Source organism: Bradyrhizobium sp. UFLA05-108, from assembly GCF_059803455.1.
In genome coordinates, this window is record NZ_JBANAZ010000008.1 from 153,737 (window position 1) to 177,548 (window position 23,812).

The 23,812-nt window shown below is 63.5% G+C and carries 27 protein-coding genes and 1 pseudogene; 13 read left to right on the plus strand and 15 right to left on the minus strand.

Translation table 11 applies throughout. The features are described from left to right. Window positions 1–11: 11 nt before the first annotated feature. On the minus strand, window positions 12–647 hold the full coding sequence (locus SO140_RS08515; protein WP_449383199.1) for a PadR family transcriptional regulator: 636 nt from the start codon (window positions 645–647) through the stop codon (window positions 12–14). A 222-nt stretch (window positions 648–869) separates the two neighbouring features. Between SO140_RS08515 and SO140_RS08520 the strand changes: the two genes are divergently transcribed. Beyond that, on the plus strand, window positions 870–1,553 hold the full coding sequence (locus SO140_RS08520) for a VOC family protein (protein WP_449383200.1): 684 nt from the start codon (window positions 870–872) through the stop codon (window positions 1,551–1,553). A gap of 26 nt (window positions 1,554–1,579) precedes the next feature. Here SO140_RS08520 and SO140_RS08525 read toward each other — a convergent pair whose 3' ends face one another. Then, the gene (locus SO140_RS08525) at window positions 1,580–2,038 is read right to left on the minus strand and encodes a MarR family winged helix-turn-helix transcriptional regulator (RefSeq protein ID WP_449383201.1); all 459 of its coding nucleotides are present in this window, start codon (window positions 2,036–2,038) and stop codon (window positions 1,580–1,582) included. Between the two features lie 148 nt (window positions 2,039–2,186). Here SO140_RS08525 and SO140_RS08530 point away from each other — a divergent pair, with 148 nt between their 5' ends. From SO140_RS08530 to SO140_RS08540, 3 genes are all read left to right on the plus strand, one after another. Then, window positions 2,187–2,588, plus strand: coding sequence for an Ohr family peroxiredoxin (locus SO140_RS08530; RefSeq protein WP_449383202.1), 402 nt, complete (start codon window positions 2,187–2,189; stop codon window positions 2,586–2,588). A gap of 275 nt (window positions 2,589–2,863) precedes the next feature. Next, a complete protein-coding gene (locus SO140_RS08535) occupies window positions 2,864–3,736 on the plus strand; it encodes a GNAT family N-acetyltransferase (protein WP_449383203.1) in 873 nt (290 codons plus the stop codon). A 57-nt stretch (window positions 3,737–3,793) separates the two neighbouring features. Then, on the plus strand, window positions 3,794–4,180 hold the full coding sequence (locus SO140_RS08540) for an ester cyclase (protein WP_449383204.1): 387 nt from the start codon (window positions 3,794–3,796) through the stop codon (window positions 4,178–4,180). A 22-nt stretch (window positions 4,181–4,202) separates the two neighbouring features. Here the strand turns inward: SO140_RS08540 and SO140_RS08545 are convergent, their stop codons facing one another. Then, window positions 4,203–5,423 carry an MFS transporter gene (locus SO140_RS08545; protein WP_449383205.1) on the minus strand — a complete coding sequence of 407 codons (1,221 nt, stop codon included), beginning with the start codon at window positions 5,421–5,423 and terminating at the stop codon, window positions 4,203–4,205. Window positions 5,424–5,441: 18 nt separating this feature from the next. Here SO140_RS08545 and SO140_RS08550 point away from each other — a divergent pair, with 18 nt between their 5' ends. After that, window positions 5,442–6,113, plus strand: coding sequence for an MAPEG family protein (locus SO140_RS08550; RefSeq protein ID WP_449383206.1), 672 nt, complete (start codon window positions 5,442–5,444; stop codon window positions 6,111–6,113). Between the two features lie 322 nt (window positions 6,114–6,435). Here SO140_RS08550 and SO140_RS08555 read toward each other — a convergent pair whose 3' ends face one another. The 3 genes from SO140_RS08555 to SO140_RS08565 form a co-directional block, all read right to left on the minus strand. Next, window positions 6,436–7,410: a zinc-binding alcohol dehydrogenase family protein gene (locus SO140_RS08555; protein ID WP_449383207.1), complete on the minus strand. Its 975-nt coding sequence runs from the start codon at window positions 7,408–7,410 to the stop codon at window positions 6,436–6,438. A gap of 64 nt (window positions 7,411–7,474) precedes the next feature. Beyond that, complete coding sequence (locus SO140_RS08560) at window positions 7,475–8,329, minus strand: alpha/beta fold hydrolase (protein ID WP_449383208.1); 855 nt, start codon at window positions 8,327–8,329, stop codon at window positions 7,475–7,477. A gap of 46 nt (window positions 8,330–8,375) precedes the next feature. Next, window positions 8,376–8,519 (minus strand): VOC family protein, encoded by a 144-nt coding sequence (locus SO140_RS08565; protein WP_449383209.1) that lies wholly within the window; start codon window positions 8,517–8,519, stop codon window positions 8,376–8,378. A 167-nt stretch (window positions 8,520–8,686) separates the two neighbouring features. On the opposite strand from SO140_RS08565, the gene SO140_RS08570 reads away from it, so the two are divergent. The 6 genes from SO140_RS08570 (at window position 8,687) to SO140_RS08595 (ending at window position 13,826) form a co-directional block, all read left to right on the plus strand. Next, complete coding sequence (locus SO140_RS08570) at window positions 8,687–9,307, plus strand: CGNR zinc finger domain-containing protein (protein ID WP_474797073.1); 621 nt, start codon at window positions 8,687–8,689, stop codon at window positions 9,305–9,307. 220 nt (window positions 9,308–9,527) lie between these two features. Then, window positions 9,528–10,280, plus strand: coding sequence for a glutamine ABC transporter substrate-binding protein GlnH (glnH, locus tag SO140_RS08575; protein WP_449384271.1), 753 nt, complete (start codon window positions 9,528–9,530; stop codon window positions 10,278–10,280). Between the two features lie 183 nt (window positions 10,281–10,463). Continuing rightward, on the plus strand, window positions 10,464–11,120 hold the full coding sequence (gene glnP / locus SO140_RS08580) for a glutamine ABC transporter permease GlnP (protein ID WP_474797070.1): 657 nt from the start codon (window positions 10,464–10,466) through the stop codon (window positions 11,118–11,120). Then, window positions 11,117–11,845, plus strand: coding sequence for a glutamine ABC transporter ATP-binding protein GlnQ (gene glnQ, locus SO140_RS08585; RefSeq protein WP_449384273.1), 729 nt, complete (start codon window positions 11,117–11,119; stop codon window positions 11,843–11,845). The genes glnP and glnQ overlap by 4 nt, the downstream gene beginning before the upstream one ends. Continuing rightward, window positions 11,835–12,893, plus strand: coding sequence for a C45 family autoproteolytic acyltransferase/hydrolase (locus SO140_RS08590; RefSeq protein WP_449384274.1), 1,059 nt, complete (start codon window positions 11,835–11,837; stop codon window positions 12,891–12,893). The genes glnQ and SO140_RS08590 overlap by 11 nt, the downstream gene beginning before the upstream one ends. 15 nt (window positions 12,894–12,908) lie before the next feature. Then, a complete protein-coding gene (locus SO140_RS08595; RefSeq protein WP_449384275.1) occupies window positions 12,909–13,826 on the plus strand; it encodes a MurR/RpiR family transcriptional regulator in 918 nt (305 codons plus the stop codon). Window positions 13,827–13,909: 83 nt separating this feature from the next. Here SO140_RS08595 and SO140_RS08600 read toward each other — a convergent pair. Next, window positions 13,910–14,426 (minus strand): annotated as a pseudogene (locus tag SO140_RS08600) (DUF8737 domain-containing protein). An 11-nt stretch (window positions 14,427–14,437) separates the two neighbouring features. Continuing rightward, a complete protein-coding gene (locus SO140_RS08605) occupies window positions 14,438–15,268 on the minus strand; it encodes a class I SAM-dependent methyltransferase (protein ID WP_449384276.1) in 831 nt (276 codons plus the stop codon). An 87-nt stretch (window positions 15,269–15,355) separates the two neighbouring features. Between SO140_RS08605 and SO140_RS08610 the strand changes: the two genes are divergently transcribed. Together SO140_RS08610 and SO140_RS08615 are read left to right on the plus strand one after the other, a co-directional pair. Further along, complete coding sequence (locus tag SO140_RS08610) at window positions 15,356–16,330, plus strand: LysR family transcriptional regulator (protein ID WP_449384277.1); 975 nt, start codon at window positions 15,356–15,358, stop codon at window positions 16,328–16,330. A gap of 35 nt (window positions 16,331–16,365) precedes the next feature. Then, on the plus strand, window positions 16,366–16,863 hold the full coding sequence (locus SO140_RS08615) for a peptide deformylase (RefSeq protein ID WP_474797069.1): 498 nt from the start codon (window positions 16,366–16,368) through the stop codon (window positions 16,861–16,863). 225 nt (window positions 16,864–17,088) lie between these two features. Here the strand turns inward: SO140_RS08615 and SO140_RS08620 are convergent, their stop codons facing one another. From SO140_RS08620 to SO140_RS08650, 7 genes are all read right to left on the minus strand, one after another. After that, a complete protein-coding gene (locus SO140_RS08620; protein ID WP_449384279.1) occupies window positions 17,089–17,844 on the minus strand; it encodes an SDR family NAD(P)-dependent oxidoreductase in 756 nt (251 codons plus the stop codon). A 60-nt stretch (window positions 17,845–17,904) separates the two neighbouring features. After that, window positions 17,905–19,419, minus strand: coding sequence for an amidase (locus SO140_RS08625; RefSeq protein WP_449384280.1), 1,515 nt, complete (start codon window positions 19,417–19,419; stop codon window positions 17,905–17,907). Between the two features lie 40 nt (window positions 19,420–19,459). Further along, window positions 19,460–20,167, minus strand: a complete 708-nt coding sequence (locus tag SO140_RS08630; RefSeq protein ID WP_449384281.1) for an ABC transporter ATP-binding protein — start codon at window positions 20,165–20,167, stop codon at window positions 19,460–19,462. After that, entirely contained in the window at window positions 20,164–20,886 is a 723-nt protein-coding gene (locus tag SO140_RS08635) for an ATP-binding cassette domain-containing protein (protein ID WP_449384282.1), read from the minus strand. Before SO140_RS08635 ends, SO140_RS08630 begins: the two co-directional genes overlap by 4 nt. After that, window positions 20,886–21,959, minus strand: a complete 1,074-nt coding sequence (locus SO140_RS08640; protein WP_449384283.1) for an ABC transporter permease subunit — start codon at window positions 21,957–21,959, stop codon at window positions 20,886–20,888. The genes SO140_RS08635 and SO140_RS08640 overlap by 1 nt, the downstream gene beginning before the upstream one ends. Further along, window positions 21,956–22,822 (minus strand): branched-chain amino acid ABC transporter permease, encoded by an 867-nt coding sequence (locus SO140_RS08645; protein WP_449384285.1) that lies wholly within the window; start codon window positions 22,820–22,822, stop codon window positions 21,956–21,958. Before SO140_RS08645 ends, SO140_RS08640 begins: the two co-directional genes overlap by 4 nt. 22 nt (window positions 22,823–22,844) lie before the next feature. Next, a partial coding sequence (locus SO140_RS08650; RefSeq protein WP_498542417.1) for a transporter substrate-binding protein occupies window positions 22,845–23,812 on the minus strand: 968 nt, incomplete at its 5' end.

Sequence of the window (23,812 nt, forward strand, 5' to 3'; positions counted from 1 at the left end):
TCATATCCCATTCAGCTCCGCAGAATTTCGGCAGCCGCGCGGTCGAGGATCTTCGCGATCCGCCGCGCTTCTTCCGCATCGCAGCCGTGCTTGGCGCGCAGCGCGCGCTTGAGGCCATGGCGGGCGCGTTGCAGCTCGTCGGAGGCATCGCCATCGAGATCGCTGACGCCTGCAAAGGCCTCGCGCACTTCGTCCATGCGACGTCCGATCCGCGACAGCGCCTGAAGGATCGCATCCGCGGTAGCGCGATGCTCGGCGAGATGGGCCTGCCCCTGCGCGGTGATGCTGTAGCGCTTGCGGCCGGCGTCCTGCTCGACGCTGGCGTGCCCGACCTCTTCGAGATAGGTCAGCGCCGGATAGATCACGCCGGGGCTCGGGCTGTAAAAGCCATCCGAGCGCTCCTCGATGGTCTTGATCAGCTCATAGCCGTGCGCCGGCTGGTCGGCGAGCAATGCGAGAATGACGAGCTGCAGGTCCTGCGACGAAAGCCGCCGCGCGCCCGGAAAGTCGGCGCCACCGCCGCGGCCGAAGAAGCCATGGCCACCGCGGCCGAAGCGATGCCGTCCGCCATGCCGGCCCATCGCGAATGCGAAACGGAATTCCCGGTCGTCTCTGTCGTGTCGATTGTGGTGCTTGTCTCGAAACATATCTTAAGTCTCCTCTGTTGGATATATCGTAAGATATGTTTTGAGATTAAAACCGCAAGGCACAACTCCGTGATCGGCCGTCAGCGGCTTTGCCGAAGGGCTGGGCGCCCGCGCACGTCACGCGCCCGGATCCGCGCAGGTCAGGCGCCCTGATCGCTGACGCCGTCACATTTAGCGCGCAAGATGCGCGGGCCTGGCTTCACGACATCAAGGGAGGAACCCATGGCCACCGCGGACAACAGCAAGGCTGCCGGCACCTCGAAACTGCGCAGCGTCGATTTCAAGCTCGAGATCGTCGTCGTGCCGGTATCCGATGTCGATCGCGCCAAGGCGTTTTACACAACACTTGGCTGGCGGCTCGATGCCGACTTCGCCTCCGGCGACGACTGGCGCGTCATCCAGTTCACCCCGCCCGGTTCGAACGCCTCGGTCATCTTCGGCAGGAACGTCACGCCGGCCAAGCCTGGCTCTGCACAGGGCCTGTACCTGATTGTCTCCGACATCGAGGCCGCGCGCGACGCGCTCGCTGCCGCTGGCATCGAGGTCGGCGAGGTCTTTCACGGCAGCGGCGATACGCATGCCGGTCCGGACGAACCCTACCTCTTTGGTTCGCGGCGCGTCAGCGGCCCTGATCCGGAACGCGGCAGCTATCGCTCCTTCGCCTCGTTCCGCGATCCCGACGGCAATGGCTGGCTGCTCCAGGAGATCACGACACGCCTGCCCGGACGCGTCGAGGCCGACACGACTTTCAATTCGACAACCGAGCTCGCCAGCGCACTGCGGCGCGCGGCCACGGCCCACGGTGAGCACGAGAAGCGGACTGGCGGCAAGCACGATGAGAACTGGCCGGACTGGTACGCCGACTACATCGTGAGAGAGCAGGCCGGCCAGCCGCTGCCGGATTGACCGAAGCCGGCGCGGGAATTTGCGGCTTAGCCGTCGCCCTGCGTCGCGCGGAGCAAATTGTCGCGCAGCCGGCTCACGGTCTTCTGCACGACCGGGAATTCGTCGCCGAGCCCGGTGGCTGTAACCAAGGACTCACCGAGATCCTTGTCGAGCAGCTTTCTGCCTGAGGGTGTCAGGCTCACCCTGACCTGCCGTTCATCTGCGGGATCGCGGTGGCGGCGGATGTAGCCCGTCTGCTCCAGCTTCTTCAGGATCGGCGTCAGCGTGTTGGATTCCAGAAACAGCTTTTCGCCGAGCACGCTGACGGTCTGCTCGTCCTCCTCGGAGAGCGCCACCATGGCGATGTATTGGGTGTAGGTGAGCCCGACCGCGTCCAGGATGGGCTTATACGCGCGGCCAAAGGCGAGATTGGCTGAATAGATTGCAAAGCACAGGAAATTTGAGAGCTTTCGGCCATTTGGCGATGGTTTGGGCGAACGGGTCACGGGAACCTCCGGAAGTCGTGATGCAGCGACCAATATAAATCGCATCCGATTAAATCGGAAGAGCTTGACTTCGCATCAGGGTAGCTTTATTTCGAATCGCATCCGATTAATTCGGATACGAGCAATATCTCACCGAAAGGACTCCACCATGACCACCCCCGCAAAGCTTCTCTTCACCGGCAAGACCCACGTCACCGCTGGCGCAGAAGGCGCCGCGCGCTCCCGTGACGGCTTTCTCGACATCAAGCTGCCGCAGCCGCACCCGGCCGCCGAAAATCTTTTCGCCGCCGCCTGGTCGGCCTGCTACCTCGGCGCGCTGCAGTTCGCGGCCCAGCAGCATAAGGTGAAGCTGTCGGGCGAGCCCGCGGTGGATGCCGAGATTGACCTGAACAATGCGGGCGGCTCGTTCTTTCTCCGCGCGCGCCTCAACGTCAGCGTCCCCGGCGTCGACCGCGCGGTCGCGCAGGAGCTGATCGAAGCGGCGCACGGCATCTGCCCCTACTCCAAGGCCGTCCACGGCAACATCGAAGTGACCACCACCCTCGCCTGAAACCTACGCCTCCACGGCGCGGCCGAGCATGGGCTCGGCCCGCGCGGTGCGATCCATCGGGACAAAGGAGTTGATCGTGAGTCATCGTCTTTCGAGAACCGCACGCGTGCTGGCGAGCGCAGTGCTTCTCTCCGGAAACCTTCTCACGCTGCCGGCCGCAGCCCAGCCGCAAGGCTGTCACTATGTCGTCGAGAAACAAGTCGTTGCTGACGCCGGTGACGCAAAAGTGCTAGCCCCGATTGACTTCAGAATATTATCTGACTAAAGTCAGATACATGCTCGATCCCGTTTCCCGTATCCGTCGCTTCAACCGCGCCGTCACCTCTGCAGTCGGCGCGCTCGATACCTCCTTCCTCGGCCGCGGCCGCCCCCTGGGCGCGGCGCGCGTGCTCAATGCGATCGGGCACGGGCGCGAGGACGTCGCCGAGATCCGCGACTATCTCGGCCTCGATTCCGGCCTGATGAGCCGCCTGCTACGCAGTCTCGAGGAGGAAGGGATGATCGAGACGAGCCCGCATGAGGACGACGCGCGACGCCGCGTCGCCCGGCTGACACGTGCGGGCCGGCGCGAGTTCAATGCTTATGAGGCGCTCTCGAACGCGCAGGCCGAGGCCCTGCTCGCCCACCATTCGCAGGCGGACGCCCTGCTGGCGGCGATGGACATGATCGGTTCTGCGCTTGGACAGAGCCACACCACGCTGACGGAAATGAACCCGCGCGGCGATGAGGCGCGTTATTGCCTCGGCGAGTACTACGCCGAGCTCGCGCGCCGCTTCAAACAGGGCTTTGACGTCAAGCTGTCGCGCGACCCCGAGGCCAAGGACATGGTGCGCCCGCACGGCACCTTCATCGTGGCGATGTCGGATCGCTTGCCGATCGGGTGCGTCGGGCTGAAGGGAACGGACCATGGCTTCGCAGAAATCAAGCGGCTATGGGTCTCCCCGTCCGCGCGCGGTCTGGGGCTCGGCCGGCGCCTGATGGAAGCGGCCGAGAGCGCCGCGCGCGAGCTCGGCATCGCCGTGCTGCGGCTCGACACCAACAGCGCGCTACCGGAAGCGGGCCAGCTCTACCGCAGGACCGGCTGGAGCGAGATCCCGCGCTTCAACGACGACCCCTACCCCGATTTGTTCTTCGAAAAGCGTCTCTAAACGGAGTGCCGGTTTTGGCTCCTGCTGCGTTATCGTCACAGCCGCAGGAGCATCGCCATGACCAGGGCGCACCTCGCAGATATTTACCGCAGCTACATCGCCTGTCTGAACCGGCAGGACTGGCCGGCGCTCGGACAATTCGTTCACGATAACGTCTCCCACAACGCGAAGACGCTTGGGCTCGCCGGCTACCGCGCGATGCTGGAGCAGGATTTTCGTGAGATTCCGGATCTGCATTTCAATATCGAGTTGCTGATTTGCGATCCGCCACACATCGCCTGTCGGCTGACATTCGATTGCACGCCGGTGAGGACTTTTCTTGGGCTCGGCGTCAACGGCAAGCGCGTGTCCTTCTGCGAGAACGTCTTCTACGAATTCAGAGACGAGAAGATTTGGCAGGTCTGGTCGGTCGTCGACAAGGCGGCCATCGAGGCGCAGCTCTAGCGCCGCGCCTCGGCGGCCTCTCTCACGCCGTTGCCGGTGCAGGCTCCCCTTGCGGTTTTGCAAACGGCTTGAACGTCATCGACATCAAAAACGCGCCGAGGCCCATCGCCCAGGAGCCTATATAGAGCCAGGCGTAGCTCGAAAACGCATCGTAGATCAGGCCGCCGGCGAGCGGGCCGGTCGCCATGCCGAGGCTGCCGGCCATCGCCGTGCCGCCGATCACCGTCCCCATCATGCGCAGCGGAAAGTTTTCACGGGCGAGCGAGGCGTACAGCGGCATGGTGCCGGCATAGATGAAGCCGAACACGGCGGCGACCGCGTAGAAGGTCGCGAGCTGATGCGCGAAGACGTAGGCGAGCGCGCCGAAGGCTTGCGCAAGCAGGCCCGAGACCAGCACGCGCTTGGCGCCGAAGCGGTCCCCCATGAGACCGAAGGCGATCCGGCCGCCCATGCCCGCAAAGCCCTCGACGCTGTAGATCGTCACCGCCGAGATCAGCGGGATGCCGCAGCTCACGGCATAGCTGACGGTGTGGATGATGGGGCCGGAGTGCGTCGCGCAGCAGAAGAAGTTGGTCGCGATCAGGATCAGGAATTGCGGCGAGCGCAGCGCTTCCGACAGCGACATCTCGGCTTGCGGCGCCCCCGCACCGGACGTTGCGGCCTGCGGGTTCGCCAGCGTCGGCGGACGGCGCACCAGCAGCGAGACCGGGATCATGATGGCGCCGACCACCAGCGCCACGAGCTGCATCGACGTGCGCCAGTCATGGTTGGAAACGAGCCAGGCCGCGAGCGGCGACATCGTCATCGGCGCCATGCCCATGCCGGCCGAGACCAACGAGACCGCAAGGCTGCGATGGGTGTCGAACCAGCCGGTGACGGTCGCCATCATCGGCGCGAAGATCGCTGCGCAGGATGCGCCGACCAAGAGGCCAAAGACGAACTGGAACGCAATCAGCGAGGTTGCGTGGCTCGCGAGAAACAGGCTCAAAGCCAGCACCGTCGACCCCGTCAGCACCACCGGCAGCGGGCCGAACCGGTCGGTCAGCGTGCCCCAGGCCATGCTGGTGAAGGCCATCGCGAGAAAGCCGATCGTCATCGCGCTTGAGATGCCCGTCACCGACCACCCGGTGTCCTTCGCGATCGGCTGCAGGAACACCGGCAACGAAAACATGCCGCCGATCGCGACGCAGCCAAGCAGGCCGCCGGCGGCGACGATCACCCAGCGATAGTTGGAAGGGGTCATCTTGGGTCTCCCATACAGATGTCTCTGGATGAAGACGAACAGGCCGAGTGCGATCCGACAGGATCACCATCCATACTAACGAAATTTCTTGCGGGGCTGGAACCGCTTTACGCGGTCAACGCGTGCTGCTCCTGCTGTCGCCTGCTGCCAATGTGCGGCCGTGCGCCTCCCCCAAGTAGCGAGCCCCGCAACACAACGTGCAATGGCGGCTTGTGTCAAAACAATCTCACCTCCATTCTGCGCGCCGCTGAAATCCCGCCGCTTTTTTGGGAAGAGGACTTATGGATGGGAATGAACTTCGAGCTAATGCTACTGACAGCCGCGAGTGTTTGGGGTCTTCTCCAGCTTGTTGCTGCCGCGCAAGCCGCAAACGCGCAGTATGGCCTCACATGGGCCGCGAGCCCGCGCGACATCGAGATGCCGCCACTCAAGCCCATCGCCGGGCGCATCAACCGCAATTTCCGCAATTACATGGAGACGTTTCCGTTCTTTGCGGCGTCGATTCTCGCCGCTCAGGCGGCAGGCGTTCACAACGAGCTGACCCTTTGGGGATCGATAGCCTATCTCGGCGGACGCATCGCTTACACCGCGCTCTACATCTGCGGAATACCGCTGATCCGCTCGCTGTTCTGGAACATCGCCGCCTTTGGCATGCTCGCGGTTCTGGCCGCGCCCTTCGTGTCGCGCTGAGAGGCCCCGGGCAGCTCTCATGCCCAAGCCTGCAAGGAGCCATTGACGGCAATACTCAGGCCTTCGTCCGCGCCTGCCCGAACCATTCGTCGAGACTGATGCGACCGAGACGGGCCTCGCCCAGCGGCACCAGAGAATGCTGCTCGACCTTGCCGCCCAAATATCGCGCGCGGGACCCGCAAACAAAAAACTCGAAAACAACCCCATGCAAAGTAGCCGGGCTGCCGATGTGTTGCCTGACGAAGCCGGGGAGCGATTTGAGACGTCGGGCAAAATCACCGGCACGATGTCACCATCCAGCGCGAGCCGGATCGCCGTGGTGTCAGTCGTGGACCACGACCATTTTGCCGCGCGCCTCATTGGCCTCCATGACGCGGTGCGCCTCTCGGATCTCGCCGAAGCGGAAGACGCGGGCCGGCTTGACGTCGAGCCGACCTTCGGCTGCGTCCTGCGCGATCTGTTGAAGCGGCACGTCCGACAGCGGGAAGCCCGGCGTGCCAAACACAAAGCTGCCGAAGAAGGTGAGGTAGACGCCGCTCGTCATCTGCAGCAGCGGATTGAAGTCCGGGATCGGATCGAGGCCGCCGAGCCAGCCGGCCAGGCACGAACGGCCGCCGCGACGAAGCATGGCAAGGGAATCCAGCACGACGCTGTTTCCGACGAGATCGAGCACCGCATCGATCTGTTTTGCCTCGGCGATGTGCTTCGAAAGGTCGGGGCGCTCGATTTCGCAGCGCTCGGCGCCGAGCTTCTCCAGCAGCGCGAAACGATCACGGCTGCGGGTGGTCGCGATCACGCGAACCCCGGCATTGACCGCCATCTTGAGAGCGGCCTGGCCGAAGGACGATGTCGCGCCGCGAATGACGAGGAGCTGTCCTTTCCTGATCTCCAGATTGCGGAACAGGCAGGTCCAGGCCGTGGCGTAGGTCTCGGGAAACGCCGCCAGCTCAGCCCACGGCAGGTCCGCCTCGATCAGCGCGACATTCGACACGGGAACGCGGGTATATTCGGCGTAGCTGCCGTTGATGGTACGACCAAGACCGCCCATCAGTGCTGCGACCTTCGCGCCGACCGGAAACTCGCCGCCGGGGCAGGATTTCACCAGGCCCACACATTCGATGCCGCTCACTGGCGCTGCCTCCGCCCATTCGCCACGACGCATGTGCAGCTCCGCATGGTTGAGGCCGAACGCCTTGATCTCGATGACGACGTGACCGAGCTTGGGCTCCGGCTCGGGGATGTCCTTGTAGACGAGGCTGTCGAGGCCGCCGAATTTGTCGAGGACAATGGCACGCATGTTGATGTCTCCGTGGGTTGGATGCCATGCCCGCTCGCGCGGCGCGGCAAGCGCGGGTGCGATGTCAGCGGGGAAGGAACTCGCGGATCACAGCAGCGATCTCGGCGGCGTGTGTCTCCAGCGCGAAATGGCCGGTGTCGAAGAAACGCACCGTTGCATTCGGCATGTCGCGCTTGAATGCCTCCGCTCCTGCCGGCAGGAAGAACGGATCGTTCTTGCCCCACACCGCCAGGAATGGCGGATTGTGGGTGCGGAAATAATTTTGGAAAGCCGGGTAGAGCGCAACGTTGCTCTTGTAGTCGCCGAATAGATCGAGCTGCACCTCGTCCGCGCCGGGCCGCGAAAGATAGTAGTTGTCGAGCGAATAGCCGTCCGGCGAGACCCTGGTCGCATCGGGGACGCCGTGGGTGTATTGCCAGATCGTCGTCTCCGGCTTGAGGAAGGCGCGTAACGCCTGCCGGTTTTCCTCCGACGCATCCTGCCAATAGGCCCGGATCGGATTCCAGCCGTCGCTCAAGCCCTCCTCGTAGGCGTTGCCGTTCTGCGAGATGATTGCCGTGATGCGCTCCGGATGTTTTGCAGCGATGCGAAAGCCCGTGGGCGCACCGTAGTCGAAGACATAGAGCGCAAAGCGCTCCAGGCCGATCACCTCGGTGAAGCGGTCGATGATCTCGGCAATATGATCGAATGTGTACGCGAACATGCCGCGCGCCAGCTTGTCCGACTGTCCGAAGCCGGGCAGATCGGGAGCCACGATGTGAAAGCGATCGGCGAGCAGCGGGATGAGATCGCGGAACATGTGACCAGCGCTGGGGAAGCCGTGCAGCAGCAGCAGCGTCGGCGCATCCGCACGCCCGGCTTCACGATAGAAGATCTTCCAGCCGTCGACGTCAGCAGTGCGATAGTTGATGGCAGCCACGAGCTTTCTCCTCCGTTACATAACTTTCTAAAACCTAACTTACAGGTTACACGCTGAACGTGCCGTCCACTTGGCCGTGGCGACCGCTACGCCATGGAATACGGTCATGGAGCCGACGAACTTTGCCCATCCCCAATCGCATGAACTCTGTTTCGCAGGCGATCAACACGTTCAAATCTTTCAGGCGCATCGCCCTCTCCGTCCAGAGCATTCCCGCGCTCGTAACCTCTTTGATAACTACAATACGGTTACTCTTGGCTGGCGTAACTTGTCAACGACCAACAAAGCGGTTATCTATGGAGCAGCGTTCACGGTTGGGTGATGGAATTGGGACAGCGCCGGGAACAGGAGTCTTCGATGAACCAACATCCTCCCGCGATCTTCATCGGCGATGCGCCCGGTCTGGATTTCCTGAATTCGATCGCCACTCCGGTCGATACGCCCTTCGACTGGATCGACAATGGCGAGGGCCTGCTGAACTGGCTCGGGCAGGCACAGCTTGTGCCTGCAGATGCGCTTGGAAGCATTCGCTCGCAGGCGCTGCCCGGCGAGCTGGACAAGGTCGCAGATCAGGCGCGGAGCCTGCGAGAGTGGTTCCGAGGCGTCGTGCGCAAGCATAAGGGCCGTCCCCTGACCGCAAAGACTCTCGCCGAACTCGAACCGCTCAATCGACTGCTGGAGCGGGATGATTGCTTCAACCGCATCGTGGCCGCGCCGAAGGGCGCACCGTCGCCCCTCCAGCGGCAATCGATCCGCCGATGGCGCACGCCCGAAGCCCTTCTCGCCCCCATTGGAGAGGCACTGGCACAATTCGTCTGCGTGGAAGATTTTTCAAACGTGAAGGCCTGCGAAGGACCAGCCTGCACGCTGCTCTTCGCCGACCACACCCGTGGTCATCGGCGACGCTGGTGCAGCATGGCCATCTGTGGCAATCGCGCCAAACAGGCCGCTCACCGTCAGCGGGTCAGGGCGCAGTAGGCCGCACCAAGTGCCCTCGATGCCGCGTGCCTCGATCACTCGCACTCAACCATCCGGAACCCAACCGGGGTTCCGTCCAAGGTGCCCCGCCCCGGGGATCAAGCGCCACTTGATTGTGCAAATATTAAATGCATTGTACAAAAAGATGCACTTTAAATTTTCATATTTTGTGCGACGATGTGGGGGTTCTGTGGCAATCCCAGCAAAGGGGACCCCCCAAATGAAGTTCGCGCTTGCCAGCCTGACCGCCGCCGCGGCTGTCGCGGCAACCCTGGCCCTCGGCCAGCCTGCTCGTGCCGGCGACCTGATCGTCGCAACCGACACGGCCTTCGTTCCGTTCGAGTTCAAGGAGGGCGACAAGTATGTCGGCTTCGACATCGACCTGTGGGCCGCCATCGCCAAGGATATCGGCGTGACCTACACGCTGCAGCCGATGGACTTCAACGGCATCATCCCGGCGCTGCAGACCAAGCAGGTCGACGTCGGACTGGCCGGCATCACCATCAAGGACGAGCGCAAGAAGGTCATCGACTTTTCGGACGGCTATTACGACAGCGGCTTCCTGCTGATGGTGCCGACCAACAGCACGATCAAAGGTCCGGAAGACCTTGTCGGCAAGACGCTGGCCGTGAAGACCGGCACGTCGGCAACCGACTACGCCAAGGAGCACTTCAAGGGGACGGAGCTCCGCCTCTTCCCCAACAGCGACAACGCCTATCTCGAAGTCGCGACCGGACGCGCGGACGCCGCGATGCACGACACCCCCAACGTCCTCTACTACATCAAGACCAACGGCCAGGGGAAAGTGAAGACCGTAGGTCCCCAGATGATGGCCCAGCAATATGGCATGGCCTTCCCGAAGGGCAGCGAGCTCATCGCCAAGGTCAACGCCTCGCTGGTCAAGCTGAAGGGCGACGGCACCTACACAGCCATCTACAAGAAGTGGTTCGGCGCCGAGCCGCCGAAGAGCTGATCCACGTTCCGTGGCGCGCGCGCTGGCCTAAAGCGCGATGAGATCAGGATAAATCGCCATCGCGCTTTAGGTTGTTGTTTGAGCGTGATCTTTTCGGAAAACCGCTTCGCACTTTGCGCTAACGCGGCCCTCCGGGTCCGGATCATGCTTTAGCCGGCGCGCCTTCCCTAGAGGAATGCTCTCATGGATTTCGAGTGGTCGGTTATCTGGCAGGCCCTGCCTGAGCTCCTGAAGGGTGCCCGCCTCACCGTGCTGATCGCGCTGGCGGGGCTCGCCGGCGGACTGCTGATCGGCTTTGCCGCCGGCCTGGCGCGCGCCTACGGCAATGCTATCCTCAACGCCATAGCCTTCGCCTATGTCGAGCTCATACGCGGCACGCCGATCATCGTGCAGGTGATGTTCATCTATTTCGCACTGCCGATTCTCGCGAATGTCCGCATTTACCCGCTCGCGGCGGCGATCATGGCCATCATCGTCAACGCCGGAGCCTATATCGCCGAGATCGTGCGCGGCTCGTTTCTCTCCGTCCATAAAGGACTGCGGGAAGCCGGTCTGGCGCTCGGCCTGCCGCTCTGGAAGGTGCTTCTCTACATCATCGGCCCGCTCGCCTTCCGCCGCATGATTCCGGCGCTCGGCAACCAGTTCATCGTCAGCCTGAAGGATACGTCGCTCTTCATCGTCATCGGTGTCGGCGAACTCACGCGGCAAGGCCAGGAAATCATGGCGGCCAACTTTCGCGCCGTCGAAATCTGGTCCGCCGTGGCGATGTTCTACCTGATCATGACCGGCGCGCTGACGCTTATCCTCCGGATGACCGAAAAGAGGATGCGCATCCTGTGAGCATCGTGGAGTTCAAGAAAGTCACCAAGCGGTTCGGCCAGGTCACGATCCTCAACGAGGTCGACCTCTCGATAGAGGCCGGCGAGAAGGTCGTGCTGATCGGTCCCTCCGGTTCCGGCAAGTCGACGCTGCTCCGCTGCATCAATGCGCTGGAGGAGATCAATGGCGGTGATCTCGTCGTCGACGGCATCAGCGTCAAGGCCGGCGGCCGCATGGTCCGCATGATCCGCCAGGAAGCCGGCATGGTCTTCCAGCAGTTCAACCTGTTTCCGCAAATGACGGCGCTCGAGAACGTCGCCTTCGGCCCGCGTCGCGTGCGCGGCGAGTCGCGGCAGGATGCGCGAAAGCGGGCGCTGGAAATGCTCGCCAAGGTCGGCCTCGCCGACCGCGCTCATCACTATCCGAGCGAGCTTTCCGGCGGCCAGCAGCAGCGCGTCGCGATCGCCCGCGCGCTTGCCGTCAAGCCGAAGCTGATGTTGTTCGACGAGCCGACGTCCGCACTCGATCCGGAACTGCGGCATGAAGTGCTGCGCGTCATGCAGGCGCTGGCCGAGGAAGGCATGACCATGATCGTGGTCACCCACGAGATGGCCTTCGCCCGCAAGGTCGGCACCAGGCTGATCTTCATGGAAGGCGGCAAGATCGCCGTAGACGGCGAGCCACGGGAGCTGCTGGCCAACCCGCAAAACCCTCGCCTGAAAGAGTTTCTGCAACATGTCGTCTGACGCCGGCCGCCGGCTTTCCTTCATCGATGTCGCAGGGTCGCCATTTGATGTCGGCGCTGCCCTTGGGCGCTTCGGCCAAGCGGCGCTGCAGGACCATTTCCGTACCTCTGCTGCGTGGCGCGAGCTCACCACGCGCCGCGGCGATCCCTTGATCGGCGAGATGGCGGCCATCGTTCGGGAACGGTTTCCAAGATACTGGGCTGAGCTGCAGGGCCTCGCCGTCGGGCTGGCGCTGCCGTTCGACGACGTCTTCCTGTGGAACTGCCGCGGCGATATCTGGGCGATGGCGCCGGATGGCTGCACGACCGTGCAATTGCCCGGCTCTGCGCATGTGATCGGCCACAACGAGGATGGCGACCCGGATTTTGCCGGCCACTGCGCCCTCGCCCATCTTGCATCCGAAGGAGGCACGGCGTTCACCGCCTTTGTGTACCCGGGCTCGCTGCCGGGACACACATTTGCGGCCACATCGAAGGGGCTGGTCCAGACCGTCAACAACATCAGGCCGCTGGCCGGCGGCGCCGGCACGCCGCGCATGGTGCTGGCCCGCGCGATACTCGACGCAGCGGACCTCGACGCGGCGCTCACCGTGCTCAAATCCGCGCCGCGCGCCGGCGCATTTCACCTGACTTTGGCGCAAGCCGGGGACGAGCGGCTTCTCAGCGTCGAGTTCACCGCCCGGGCCCTGTCGGTCGATCGGGTCCGGGCACCGCGAGTCCATTCGAATCATCTGATCCATGCCGACACCGGGCGCATGTCGCAGATCGTCACCGGTTCGTCCGGCGTGCGACAACGGCGCGGCGAGATGCTGCTCGGCCAGACGCACCCGTCGGACCCGCAGGGCCGCGCGCTCGGCATATTGTGGGACGCAGCCGACGCGGAATTGCCGATCTACCGCACGGATCCGGCCGACAGCGACGTCGAGAACACGCTCGCAAGCGCCGTCTTCCGGGTCGGGGCTGACAAGGTCGAGTGGTCTGTCTACGATGGAGTGCACGAAGCAGCTCGCTTCGATATGCGGGATGGGCTGGTGCCTTTCGCGGCGTGAACAGGATCTAAGGTGATGCCAGAGGAAGCCGTCGCGGAGCCGCCGCGCACCATCGAGGATCTCAGGGCACTCGCGCTCTCGATCGGCCGCGACGAGGCAGGCTTCTCGCTCGGCGCCAAAGCGCATGATGTCTTCGCAAAGCTGGTGGAAGCGCCGGAACAGTCGGCGGTTCGCTCGATCTCGGAGCTTGCCGATCAGTTCGGCATCAATCCGTCGACGCTGACCAGGCTGGCGAAACGTCTCGGCTTCGAAGGCTTCAGCGACTTCCAGGCGGTCTTCCGCAAGGCCATCGCCAACGAGCAGCAGTATTTCTATAGCCGCCAGGCCGGCCGGCTCATGGCCGCGCCGTCCGTCGGCAATGCCGAAGTCCAGACGTTCGAGCAGCTGGCCCGGGAGACGGCAGCAAATGTCGACGGATTTCTCGGACAGCTGGACGGAGCCGCTCTGCAAGGGGCTGTGAGGCTCCTGGCGAGCGCCCGCCGTATTCGTGTCCATGGCGTTCGCCAATTCCATTCGCTGGCGAGCTTTCTCACCTATTGCCTGGGAATGGTGCGCTCGGACGTCGCGCTGCTCGACGCGCCGCGCCTCGGCGTCGCCGAGGCATTGTCACAGCTCGACCGGGGCGACGTCGTCATCGTCGCCAGCTGCGCGCCCTATACGCGCAGCGTCGCGGAGGTGGCCCGGGTCGCGGCGTCGAACGGCCAGACGGTCATGGCGATTACGGATTCCCGCTCGTCACCGCTCGTTCCTCCCGCCGAGCATGCCTTTTTCATCCCCCACGCCAGCAGCTTCTATTCGAACAGCATGGGCGCCTATGTCGTCTTCTGTGAGGCGCTGCTCAACCTCGTCGCGAGAGAATTGGGTGACAAGGCGTTGAACTCCCTGGCGGGGCGCGAGCGGCTGATCGCGGAGATGAACATAGAGGTCGGCTGACCCGCGCGCCTGCTACCGCCTATTGCCCTCGCGCGATGCCGCCGTGCCGAAGGTGCCGGAATGGCATTCGGGCCAGCGAGCACTCAACTCGCTCTTGCGGCATCACCCTGAAGCACCGCCAGCGGCCCGCGAGAACGCGCCATCAGATAGAACGCGGCCACGTGCGTGATCATGAGCAGGGGCACATAGATGATCGGGATCGCGTAGACAGCGCCCAGCTCTCCCGCAAGCGGCGCAAGGCCAAGTTGATTGCCGTGATAATAGTCGACGAGGATATCGCCTGCCCCCAGGAGATTGAACGCGACGACGAACAACCAGAACAGGGGCTGCACCCGCACCGTGAGAAGCGCCAGCATCGCCAGAAGTCCGGTCACGAAGTCGAAATAGGCGGCGAAGCTGGCGAAGCCGATTCGGCCCGACCACGCCGGGGATCAGGAAGACCAGCCCGAAGAAGCGGAAGCTGTGCAGAGTGGCGATGACGCGCTGCGCCTCGACCGGCTCCATCGATTTGAGCCAGGGCCAGCCGTACGCAAAGAAGCAGAGCAGCCACGGGACGTAGCCGAGAACGAGATGAATCTGGAAGATGGTTGCGGTCGACATCTGGTGTCTCCTCAGACGGCGGTGGATGCGGCTTCGAACACCGCGGTCAGAATGCCGAGCCGGCCCTCCAGGAGATTTCGTCCGAGATTGGCCGAGAGCTGGGCAAAGTCCGGCCCCATCACCACGCCGAGATTGGGTGACGGCTGCGGTCCGGACGCGCGAAGCTGGGTGACCCAGGCCTTGGCGGCCTCGCTGTCGTCCTGAAAGACCAGCGTGCGAAAGCCGGCTGCCTCGACCGCCTCGCGCGTGGCTGCGGCCGACAGCAGAAAGCTCGTCGCCGGCGTTCGCGCCCACGGCACCGGATAAAGCGGCTCGCCGCCGGCCAAGACGACGTCGTAGGTCGCAAATCTGTCGCCCACCTTCAGCACGCGCCGGATTTCACGATAGAGTCGTGCCCGGTCCGGAATGTTCATGGCGACATGCTGGAGCCACGCCACGTCGAAGCGACCGTTGTCGAACGGCAGCGCGAACGCGCTTGCCGTCTCGAACGTCACACGCTCGCTCAAGCCCGTGCGCGCGGTCAGGTAGCGCGCGGCTTCGACGAAGGGATCGCTGAGATCGACGCCAGTCACCCGGCAGCCATGGGTCGACGCGAGAAAGCGTGCCGGCCCGCCAACACCCGAGCCGACATCGAGAACCAACGTGTCCGCGGTGACCCCGGCGAGCCTGGCAAGGTCGTCGGTCGCCGCGAGGCCGCGGGTGTGGAACTGGTCGAGAGCCGCGAGTTGCTGGGGCGCGAGCCGCTGATCCTCCGGCCCAAAGGCCGAGAGCGCAGCTTTCAGCCGCCCGGTCAGGCCGTTCGCCGCATAGTGGTCACGCACGCCGTCGATGACATCGGTCATTTGCAGGACTCCATGAAAGCTTCAGGTCTCGGCGCATAGATAGGGCCTCTTCCGGCCAGCAACTATCCGCGATAATCTCGACAGGCCATGAAGCAGAACTTCACAATCAGGCAGAGTGCACTCGACGGCGTCGAGGCCTTCCTCGCCGTGGCCCAGCACCGCAATTTTCGCCGCGCCGCCGCCGAACTCGCCGTGACGCCGTCGGCGGTCAGCCAAGCGGTGCGCACCCTCGAAGCGCGTATTGGCGCTGCGCTGTTCATCCGCACGACGCGCAGTGTCGGCTTGACCGAGGCCGGCAAGCGTTTCCTGTCGCGCGCAAAGCCTGCCTTCGCGGAGCTGATTGCCGCGAGCGAAGCTGCGCGCGACCTTGGACAGCGGCCGGCCGGGCTGCTCCGCCTCGCCGTTCCCCGCTCGGTCGTGCCGCTGATCCTGGAGCCGGTGATCGCCGCGTTCTGCCGCGCCTATCCCGAGATAGAGGTGGAGATCGCCGCCAGCGAGGAGATGGTCGATCTTGCCGCTGGAGGATTCGATGCCGGCATCCGACTCGGCCAGCTCATCGCGCCCGACATGATCGCGGTGCGGCTGACACAGCCGTTCCCGTTCATGGTCGTCGGCAGCCCCGATTATTTGCGCGGGCGAAAGAAACCGGCGGCAGTAGATGATCTTCGCGAGCACGCGTGCCTCCGCCTGCGCCGCGCGAACGGATCGATCGCGCCCTGGCCGTTCGTTGACGGCAACAAGGCGATCGAGGCGATCGTATCGGGGCCGCTCATCGGGCACGACTATGTCACGCTGCTCGGCGCCGCGATCCAGGGCGTCGGGCTCGCACAGGTGCCCGGCCCGCTCGCGAGAGCGCCGATTGCCGATGGCCGGTTGCAAGCGCTGCTGACGCCCTATGCCGTCACCGGGCCAGGCGTCTTTCTGTACTACCCGGGGAAACGTCAGGCGTTGCCAAAACTGCGCGCGTTCATCGAGCACGTCAAATACCGTGGAGCCGATAAACCCCAAGGCGGAACGAACGCCCGCGGAGTCCGCAAGCGCAACGGTGCGAGCAGCGCTTGACGGCATCACTTCGGAACCCGCACCGTCAGGAGATCATGACCATCCGCCCGATCGTCCGCTATCCCGACCGCCGGCTTGCGACCCCGGCGCGGCCCGTGACCGTGTTCGACGACGCGTTGCGGGAGCTTGCACAGGATCTGCTCGAGACGATGCGCGCCGCGCCCGGCATCGGCATCACGGCGCCGCATATCGGCATCCCCTTGCGCGTCGTAGTGCTCGAGCTCGACGCCAAGGACGGCGCGCGGACTTACGTCAATCCCGAGATCGAGTGGGCTTCACCCGAGATGATCCTGCACCGCGAAGGCAGCGTCTCGATGCCTGGCGTCAACGACGAGGTCCAGCGCCACGCCCGCGTGCGGATCAGCTATCAGGATCTCGACGGCAACACGCAGACCGAAGAGTCGGACTCCCTGCGTGCCGTGTGTCATCAGCACGAGATCGATCAGCTCGACGGGATGTTCTGGATCCAGCGGCTGTCGCGGCTGAAGCGGGAGCGGCTGGTGAAGAGGTTTGAGAAGATAGCGCGGGAGTAAGACTTCGGCGGGCAACCGAACTTGCTTCAACCTGCGCTGACCTTTGCGCGATTGCGCGCCGGCAGATCGCCTGCCCTCACGGGGGCCGACATCAGCAGGCGCCCGAAGCTGGGGACCTGGGACAGTCGCCGCCATTCCTCATAGCTCAAGACCACCACCCTCTGCGCATGGCGCAACCCACGCCTTCGTGCCGTCGAACTGCAACAGCAGCCGGTGGGCAGCTCATTAGACAGCCTTTGTGAGTGCACCATCGATGATGAGGTTGGTGCCGGAGATGCGAGATGCTACCGGGCTCGCAAGAAACACCACGCCGGAAGCGACTTCTTGCGGCGTGCCCATACGCCCGGTTGGATTGAGCGACATTGCAGTCTTGTAGAGATCAGGCATGCCGCGCTCGATATTCTGCCAAATGCCCCCTTCGAAGTAGGTGTTGCCTGGCGACACTGCGTTAACGCGGATTCCCTTGGCGATCAGCTGATTGCTGAGACCCTTGGCATAGTGGATCAGGGCCGCCTTGAAGGCGCCGTACGACCCGGCGGCGAAATCGACTTCGAAGCCCGACACGCTCGAGACGATGATGATCGACGCGGATTTCGACTTTTCCAGATAGGGCAGCGCGGCCGCGACGGAATTGACGGTGTGCATCATGTCGGTGCGGAACGATTTCTCCCAGGTCTCGGGCGTGTCGCCGACCGCCAGCGCGCTCACATTGCAGACGATGGTATCGATGCCACCGAGTTCGGCGGCGGCCCCATCGATCCAGCCCTTCAACGCGACCGGATCGGCGACATCGACCGCCCTGCCCCACGATTTGACGCCCTTCGCCGAGAGGCTCTTCACGACGTTGCCAACCTCGTCGGCATTGCGGGCGCAGATCGCGACGTTGGCGCCCTCGGCCGCAAATAGCTCGGCGATCGCAAGCCCAATGCCCTTGCTGCCGCCGGTTACGAGCGCGCTCTTTCCATTCAATCCGAGATCCATGGTCGCCTCCGTTGCTGGTGCGGCGGCCTGCTCGCATGCCGGCAGGCCGCCCCGGTGCGGTTACATCTTCTTCCAGTCGCCGGCGCCTTCGAACGCGGCGGCGGCGCGATAGATCGTCGGCTCGTCAAAATATTTGCCGATCAACATCAGACCGATCGGCAGACCGTTGCTCATGCCGCAGGGAAGGCTCATCGCCGGATGTCCGCTGGCGTTGAACGGCGCAGTATTGGGAACCATTTCGAACGCGCGCTGGATGTAGAGCTCGCGGGGCGCGTCTGCGGGCGGTAGCGGCGTCGCCTTCATCGGCAGGGTCGGCATCAGCAGCAGATCGTATTTGGCCAGCGCCTCGTCATAGGTTGCGCGCAGCTTGCGGTTCAAATTCTGCGCCTTAGCGTAGAAATGGCCGCGATAGTGCTTGGTGAAATATTGCCCGAGCAGCATCGTGATCTTGAGGCTGTCGGACAATTCGTCGGCGCGATGCTTCCAGGCGGAGTGGGCGTCCAGCAGCGTAGTGTTGTAGAGACCACGCCAGTTCGTCCCCATGCCGTTGCCCTTCATCATGAACTCGGTGGCGCCTTCGGCGGCGATCGGCAGCCAGATCGCCGGCGCAGCGAGGTGCATCGGTATCGAGATTTCCTCAACGGTGGCGCCGAGCTTTCGGAACAAGTCGGCGCCCGCCTTGACCTTGGCGTCGACGTCTGGCTCCGAACTTGGATGCCCAAATCCTTCCCTTACGATGCCGATACGCAATCCCCTGACGCCGCCTTCGATCTCGTCGCTGTACTTTCCGACCTTCAGAGCGCCCTGCCTCGGATCAAGTCCATCGGGCCCTGCCAGCACCTCCAGCAGCACCGCGTTGTCGCGCACGTTGGCCGTCATCGGGCCGGTGTGGTCGATCGTGAGCTCGATCGGCATCACGCCCGTATAGGGCACGAGGCCATAGGTCGCCTTCATGCCGTAAATGCCGCTGAAGGCGGCCGGAATGCGGATCGAGCCGCCCTGATCGCCGCCGATCGCCATATCGGCCTCACCGGTCGCCACCACCACTGCGCTGCCTGAGGATGAACCGCCAGCGGAGTATCCCATCTTGTGCGGATTGTGCACCGGTCCAGCTGCACACGTGTGGCTGCCACCGGAGAAGCAGAAATATTCGCAGTGCACCTTGCCAACGATGGTGCCGCCGGCGTCGAGCATGCGGGTGACGATGGTGGCATCCGTATCGGGGATATAGCCCTCCAGCGTCGATGCGCCGTTCATCATCGGGACGCCGGCGAGCGAGATGTTGTCCTTGAGCGCGATCTTCTTGCCGGCGAGCTTACCATTCGGGGCGCCCTTGATTTCGGTCTTGACGTACCAGGCGTTGAACTTGTTCTCCTCGCCCGCGGGGCGATAGCCGGGCGTGCGCGGATATTTCACCGCCGGAACATAGTCCGGCATGGCATCGACCGCATCGTAGGCGGCGTAGTTCGCCTGCATCAGCGCGTCGTAGGATTTGAGCTCTGCATCCCCCATGTGCATGCCGAGGTCCTCGGCGACGCTGCGCAGCTGATCAAGTGTGGGTCTCCTGACTACCATGGCTTGGGTCTCCCTCTGATCATGCCCGCGTGCGGCGGGCCTACGTTGCGATACCGACAAATTCTCCGACGAGGCTTGCGTCGCCGAGCTCGCCCGGTGACACTTCCCGGGTAATCGCGCCCTTCTGGATAATCAGGATCCGCTGCGACAGCGAAGCAATGAAGTCCAGATTCTGCTCGACCAGGATCATGGTGAGCCCGCTCCTGGCTCGCAGCCGTTGCAGGGTATGAACGATCTCGTCGATGATCGAGGGCTGAATGCCTTCCGTCGGCTCGTCGAGCAGGATCAGCCGCGGGTCGCCGCAAAGGCAGCGCGCGATCGTCAGCAATTGCTGCTCGCCGCCCGACAGCGCTCCGCCGGGGCGATCGAGCAACGCCTTCAGGCGGGGAAACTCCTCCAGCACGGTCGCGATGATGTCTTCTTCCACGCCGTCCTGCGTGCTGCAGCCCATGCGCAGATTCTCGTAGACGGTAAGCCCGGGGAAGATCTCTCGGCCCTGCGGCACGTAGCCGAGGCCGAGCCGCGCACGCCGGTAGGGTTCGATCGCCGTGACGTCGTCATGGCCGAACATCACACGACCGCTGGTCGCCGGCAAAAATCCCATCAACGCCTTCAAGAGCGTGGTCTTGCCCATGCCATTGTGGCCCAGAATGCCGATGAATTCGCCCTCATTGACGGAGAAGCTCACCCCGTTGAGGATCGGAATCCGGCCGTACCCCGTTCGCAGTCCCTGTACATCGAGCATCATGCGGCTGCCTGCTTGCCCAGATAGATGTCGCGCACCTGCGGATTGCGCATGATGTTTTCAAGGCTATCTTCGACCAGCACGCTGCCCTGGTTGAAGACCGTGACCTGCTTGGCGATCATGCGGATGAACTGCATGTCGTGCTCGACGACGATCAACGCCTTGGTACGGTTGATCTCGCGCACCAATTCGGCCGTCTTGTTGACCTCCTCGTGGGTCATGCCGGCCGCGGGCTCGTCGAGCAGGATCAAATCGGGATCGGTTGCCAGCACGAGCCCGAGTTCGACCCATTGCCGCTGTCCATGGGCCAGCTGCCCCACCAGACGTTCGGCGGCTTCGGTCAAGCCGACCCGCGCCAGCATCTCGTCGACAACGCGCCTCGCCTTATCGCCGGAATGAAGGCGGTTTGTCGCCAGCCAGATATTTTCCCGTACCGACAGGCCGTCGAAGACGCTCGGAACCTGGGTCTTGATGCCGATGCCGAGCCGGCCGATGTCGTGGGCGTGCGCGTGCGAAATGTCCTTGCCGCGGAACAACACCTGGCCATGGGTCGGCTCCAGTTGTCCGGTCAGCATCTTGAAAAACGTGCTCTTGCCTGCGCCGTTGGGACCGATCAGGCAGCGCAGCTCGCCTTCGGCCAACGAGAAATTGACCTGGCGCACGGCGCGAACGCCGCCGAAATGCATGCTGAGGTCCAGGGTCTGAAGCAGCGGTGCAGCCATCAGCCCTCCTCCGCCCGCTTGGGCTGGAGCCGCTTGGCTCCCTTGCCACGCGAGGCGAGCAGCGATTGGCCGATATCGCCCAGCGTCGGCACGAGCCCCTTGGGCACCAGAAGCACGAAGGCAATCAAGATGACTCCAAAGATCAGCGGCGCGTTGGCGAAGATCTTGGCCCACAGGTCCGAACCGCCACTCGGTTGATTGGCGCCGAGCGCGGTGGTAAGCCATTGAATACCGATGCAGCCGACGATCGGCCCGATCAGCGTGCCGCGCCCGCCGACGATGACCCAGATGATGATTTGCGCCGACTGGGCGAGACCGAAGATCGTCGGACTGACGAAGTTGCCCCAATTGGCGAACAGGCAGCCGGCAAATCCGGCCAGTGCACCACCAATGGTGAACGTCGCAAGCTTGTAGGCGCGCGGATCATAGCCAAGCAGCTCGGCGCGCCGTTCGTTCTCCCGGATGCCGACGATGATGCGGCCGAACCGGCTCGCCAGCAGCAGGCGCAATCCAAAATAGGTCGCGAGCAGCGCGGCGGTCGCCAGATAGAACATGCCTTCGAGATCGATCAGCGCAGCCTTGTTGCCAGGGAAATTCAACGGTGGGATGCCGGGTATGCCGTTGAAGCCGCCGAGCCGTGCCGAGCCGATATGGAATTCCGGTCCCGCCGTCGAGTTGATGGAGTTGAACAGGATCAGCGTCACTGTCAGCGTGATGACGCCGAGATACACATCGCTGATGCGTCCATAGAACATGAAATAGCCGAGCAGCGCCGCAAAGACCGCCGGCACGGCGACGGCTAGCAGAAGCGGGACCGTGCTCTCTCCGATGTTGAACATCGCGATCGCATAGGTATACGCGCCGAGCCCGAAGAACGCCGACTGGCCGAAACAAAGTATGCCGCCATAACCCCAGATCAGAGCGAGGCTCAGCGCCAGGATTGCCATGATCATGTAGACCGTGAGCTCGAGCACGACGTCGAGCTCGAAGAAGCGCGGTACCAGCACCAGGAATGCAACGCCGACCGCGCCGACGAGGCCGATGCCAACAAGATTTAGCACGCGTGCGTTCACAGGCCTCTCCGGAAGAAGCGGCCGGTGATCCCTTGCGGCAGCAGGCGGATCAGGATGACAGCGGCCGCGAGCAACGCGACCTCACCGAACACTGGCGTGGTGACGAAGGTCGCGATCTGGTTGATGGTCCCGAACAGCGCCGATGCCGACACCGTGCCGCTGAGTATCGCAGCGCCGCCGCCGATCACCGTGATGAAGGATTTGGCGACATAGGCGACGCCGATGGTGGGAAACACCCCGGAGACCGGCGCCAGCACCGCGCCGGCGAGGCCCGACAGCGCGGCGCCGATGCCGAAAGTGACGGCGTAGACGCGCGGCGGATTGACGCCCAGCGCTGCCGCCATGTTGGCATTCTGCATCGTTCCGCGGGCGATCAGGCCAAACCGCGTCCAGCGCATCAAGGCGAAGATCGCAGCCAGCACCACCGCCGCGACCGCAATCACGAACAGCGTGTAGACGCTGGTGCGGTAGGCGCCGATCTGGAAGCTGCCGAGCGGCGCCGAGATGCCCACAGTGGTGTTGCCGAAGATCGCCGTGGTCAGCCCGACGAGGAACAGGCTGAGACCCCAGGTCGCCAGCATGGTGTCGATCATGCGGCCATAGAGAAAGCGGATGATGGTCCGCTCGACGATGACGCCGATGAGGCCCACCACGATGGGCGCCACGACCAGCATCGCTACCCAGATGCTGATGCCGTGGCTGGTCGCGACGATGGCCGCATAGCCGCCGAGCATCAGGAACTCACCATGCGCGAGATTGATGACGCGCATCATGCCGAAGATGATCGCCAGCCCGACGCTGATCAGCGCAAGGCTGGCGATCGCGTAGAGGACTTGGATTGCCAGGAGAGCAACGAGGTCCACGTTCACCTTTCTCAATCCGCTCTCAAATCTTGATCACATATTGCTGGTTGTCGGTCGGATTCTTGATGAGATCGCAGACCGCGGCGGTATCGGCCGGCTTCTGCTGGGCGAAATCCTCCAGCACCTTGAGCTTCTTGTCGGCGACCTCGGCGATGTGGACGTCGAGCACGCAATGATGCGTCGGCGGATCGATCGTGACCTTGCCTGACGGTGCGTCGATGCTGATGCCGGTTTCGAGGGCTTCGATGACCTTCATCCGGTCGATACTCCCGGCTTTCTTCACCGCTTCCGCCCACAGCCGGAACCCCTGATAGGTTCCCATCGCGAGCTCGGTGATGTTGGGATAGTCGGCGCCGAAGCGCTTGAGGAAGCTTGCGACGAACTTCTCGTTGACCGGGTTCTTCAGGTCCTGGAAATAATTGTAGCAGATCAGCATGCCATTGCATTCATCGGGCGACAGCACGATGTGTTCATTCCCGACCGCAAAAGTGGTCGACGCCATTGGAATGCTCTTGCGCATGCCGGCAGCCGCCCACTGACGATAGAACGAGATGTGCGCGCCGCCGACCAGCGCCGACCAGACGAAATCCGGCTTCGCTGCCTGGATCTTGGAGATGGTCGGGCCGAAATTGGTGACGTCGAGCGGGAAGAAGTCGATCGCGGGGACCTCGCCGCCGTTCTCGGTAACGTATTTCTTCACCCATTGCGAGGTGATCTGGCCGTAATTGTAGTCCGCCGCGATCACGTAAACCTTCTTGCCCCATTTCTTCATGGCATAGGGCACCAGCTTTTCCACCGTCTGCGCCGGGGTCACGCCGGTATCGAATTGATTGCGATCGCAGACGCCACCTTCGTACTGGGTGTTGTAGAAATAGAGCGTCTTGAACTTGTCGAGCACGGGCCGGATCACCTCGCGCGAGGCCGAGGTGATGCCGCCATGGACGACCGCGACCTTGTCCTTCAGGGCCGCCTGCTGCGCGAACTGCGTGT

Coding starts and splice junctions, on each gene's coding strand:
- SO140_RS08515 (WP_449383199.1), bottom strand. CDS start 647: ATGTTTCGAGACAAGCACCACAATCGACACGACAGAGACGACCGGGAA.
- SO140_RS08520 (WP_449383200.1), top strand. CDS start 870: ATGGCCACCGCGGACAACAGCAAGGCTGCCGGCACCTCGAAACTGCGC.
- SO140_RS08530 (WP_449383202.1), top strand. CDS start 2,187: ATGACCACCCCCGCAAAGCTTCTCTTCACCGGCAAGACCCACGTCACC.
- SO140_RS08535 (WP_449383203.1), top strand. CDS start 2,864: ATGCTCGATCCCGTTTCCCGTATCCGTCGCTTCAACCGCGCCGTCACC.
- SO140_RS08540 (WP_449383204.1), top strand. CDS start 3,794: ATGACCAGGGCGCACCTCGCAGATATTTACCGCAGCTACATCGCCTGT.
- SO140_RS08545 (WP_449383205.1), bottom strand. CDS start 5,423: ATGACCCCTTCCAACTATCGCTGGGTGATCGTCGCCGCCGGCGGCCTG.
- SO140_RS08550 (WP_449383206.1), top strand. CDS start 5,442: ATGTCTCTGGATGAAGACGAACAGGCCGAGTGCGATCCGACAGGATCA.
- SO140_RS08555 (WP_449383207.1), bottom strand. CDS start 7,410: ATGCGTGCCATTGTCCTCGACAAATTCGGCGGCCTCGACAGCCTCGTC.
- SO140_RS08565 (WP_449383209.1), bottom strand. CDS start 8,519: ATGCGCCTGAAAGATTTGAACGTGTTGATCGCCTGCGAAACAGAGTTC.
- SO140_RS08570 (WP_474797073.1), top strand. CDS start 8,687: ATGAACCAACATCCTCCCGCGATCTTCATCGGCGATGCGCCCGGTCTG.
- glnH (WP_449384271.1), top strand. CDS start 9,528: ATGAAGTTCGCGCTTGCCAGCCTGACCGCCGCCGCGGCTGTCGCGGCA.
- glnP (WP_474797070.1), top strand. CDS start 10,464: ATGGATTTCGAGTGGTCGGTTATCTGGCAGGCCCTGCCTGAGCTCCTG.
- SO140_RS08590 (WP_449384274.1), top strand. CDS start 11,835: ATGTCGTCTGACGCCGGCCGCCGGCTTTCCTTCATCGATGTCGCAGGG.
- SO140_RS08595 (WP_449384275.1), top strand. CDS start 12,909: ATGCCAGAGGAAGCCGTCGCGGAGCCGCCGCGCACCATCGAGGATCTC.
- SO140_RS08605 (WP_449384276.1), bottom strand. CDS start 15,268: ATGACCGATGTCATCGACGGCGTGCGTGACCACTATGCGGCGAACGGC.
- SO140_RS08610 (WP_449384277.1), top strand. CDS start 15,356: ATGAAGCAGAACTTCACAATCAGGCAGAGTGCACTCGACGGCGTCGAG.
- SO140_RS08615 (WP_474797069.1), top strand. CDS start 16,366: ATGACCATCCGCCCGATCGTCCGCTATCCCGACCGCCGGCTTGCGACC.
- SO140_RS08620 (WP_449384279.1), bottom strand. CDS start 17,844: ATGGATCTCGGATTGAATGGAAAGAGCGCGCTCGTAACCGGCGGCAGC.
- SO140_RS08625 (WP_449384280.1), bottom strand. CDS start 19,419: ATGGTAGTCAGGAGACCCACACTTGATCAGCTGCGCAGCGTCGCCGAG.
- SO140_RS08630 (WP_449384281.1), bottom strand. CDS start 20,167: ATGATGCTCGATGTACAGGGACTGCGAACGGGGTACGGCCGGATTCCG.
- SO140_RS08635 (WP_449384282.1), bottom strand. CDS start 20,886: ATGGCTGCACCGCTGCTTCAGACCCTGGACCTCAGCATGCATTTCGGC.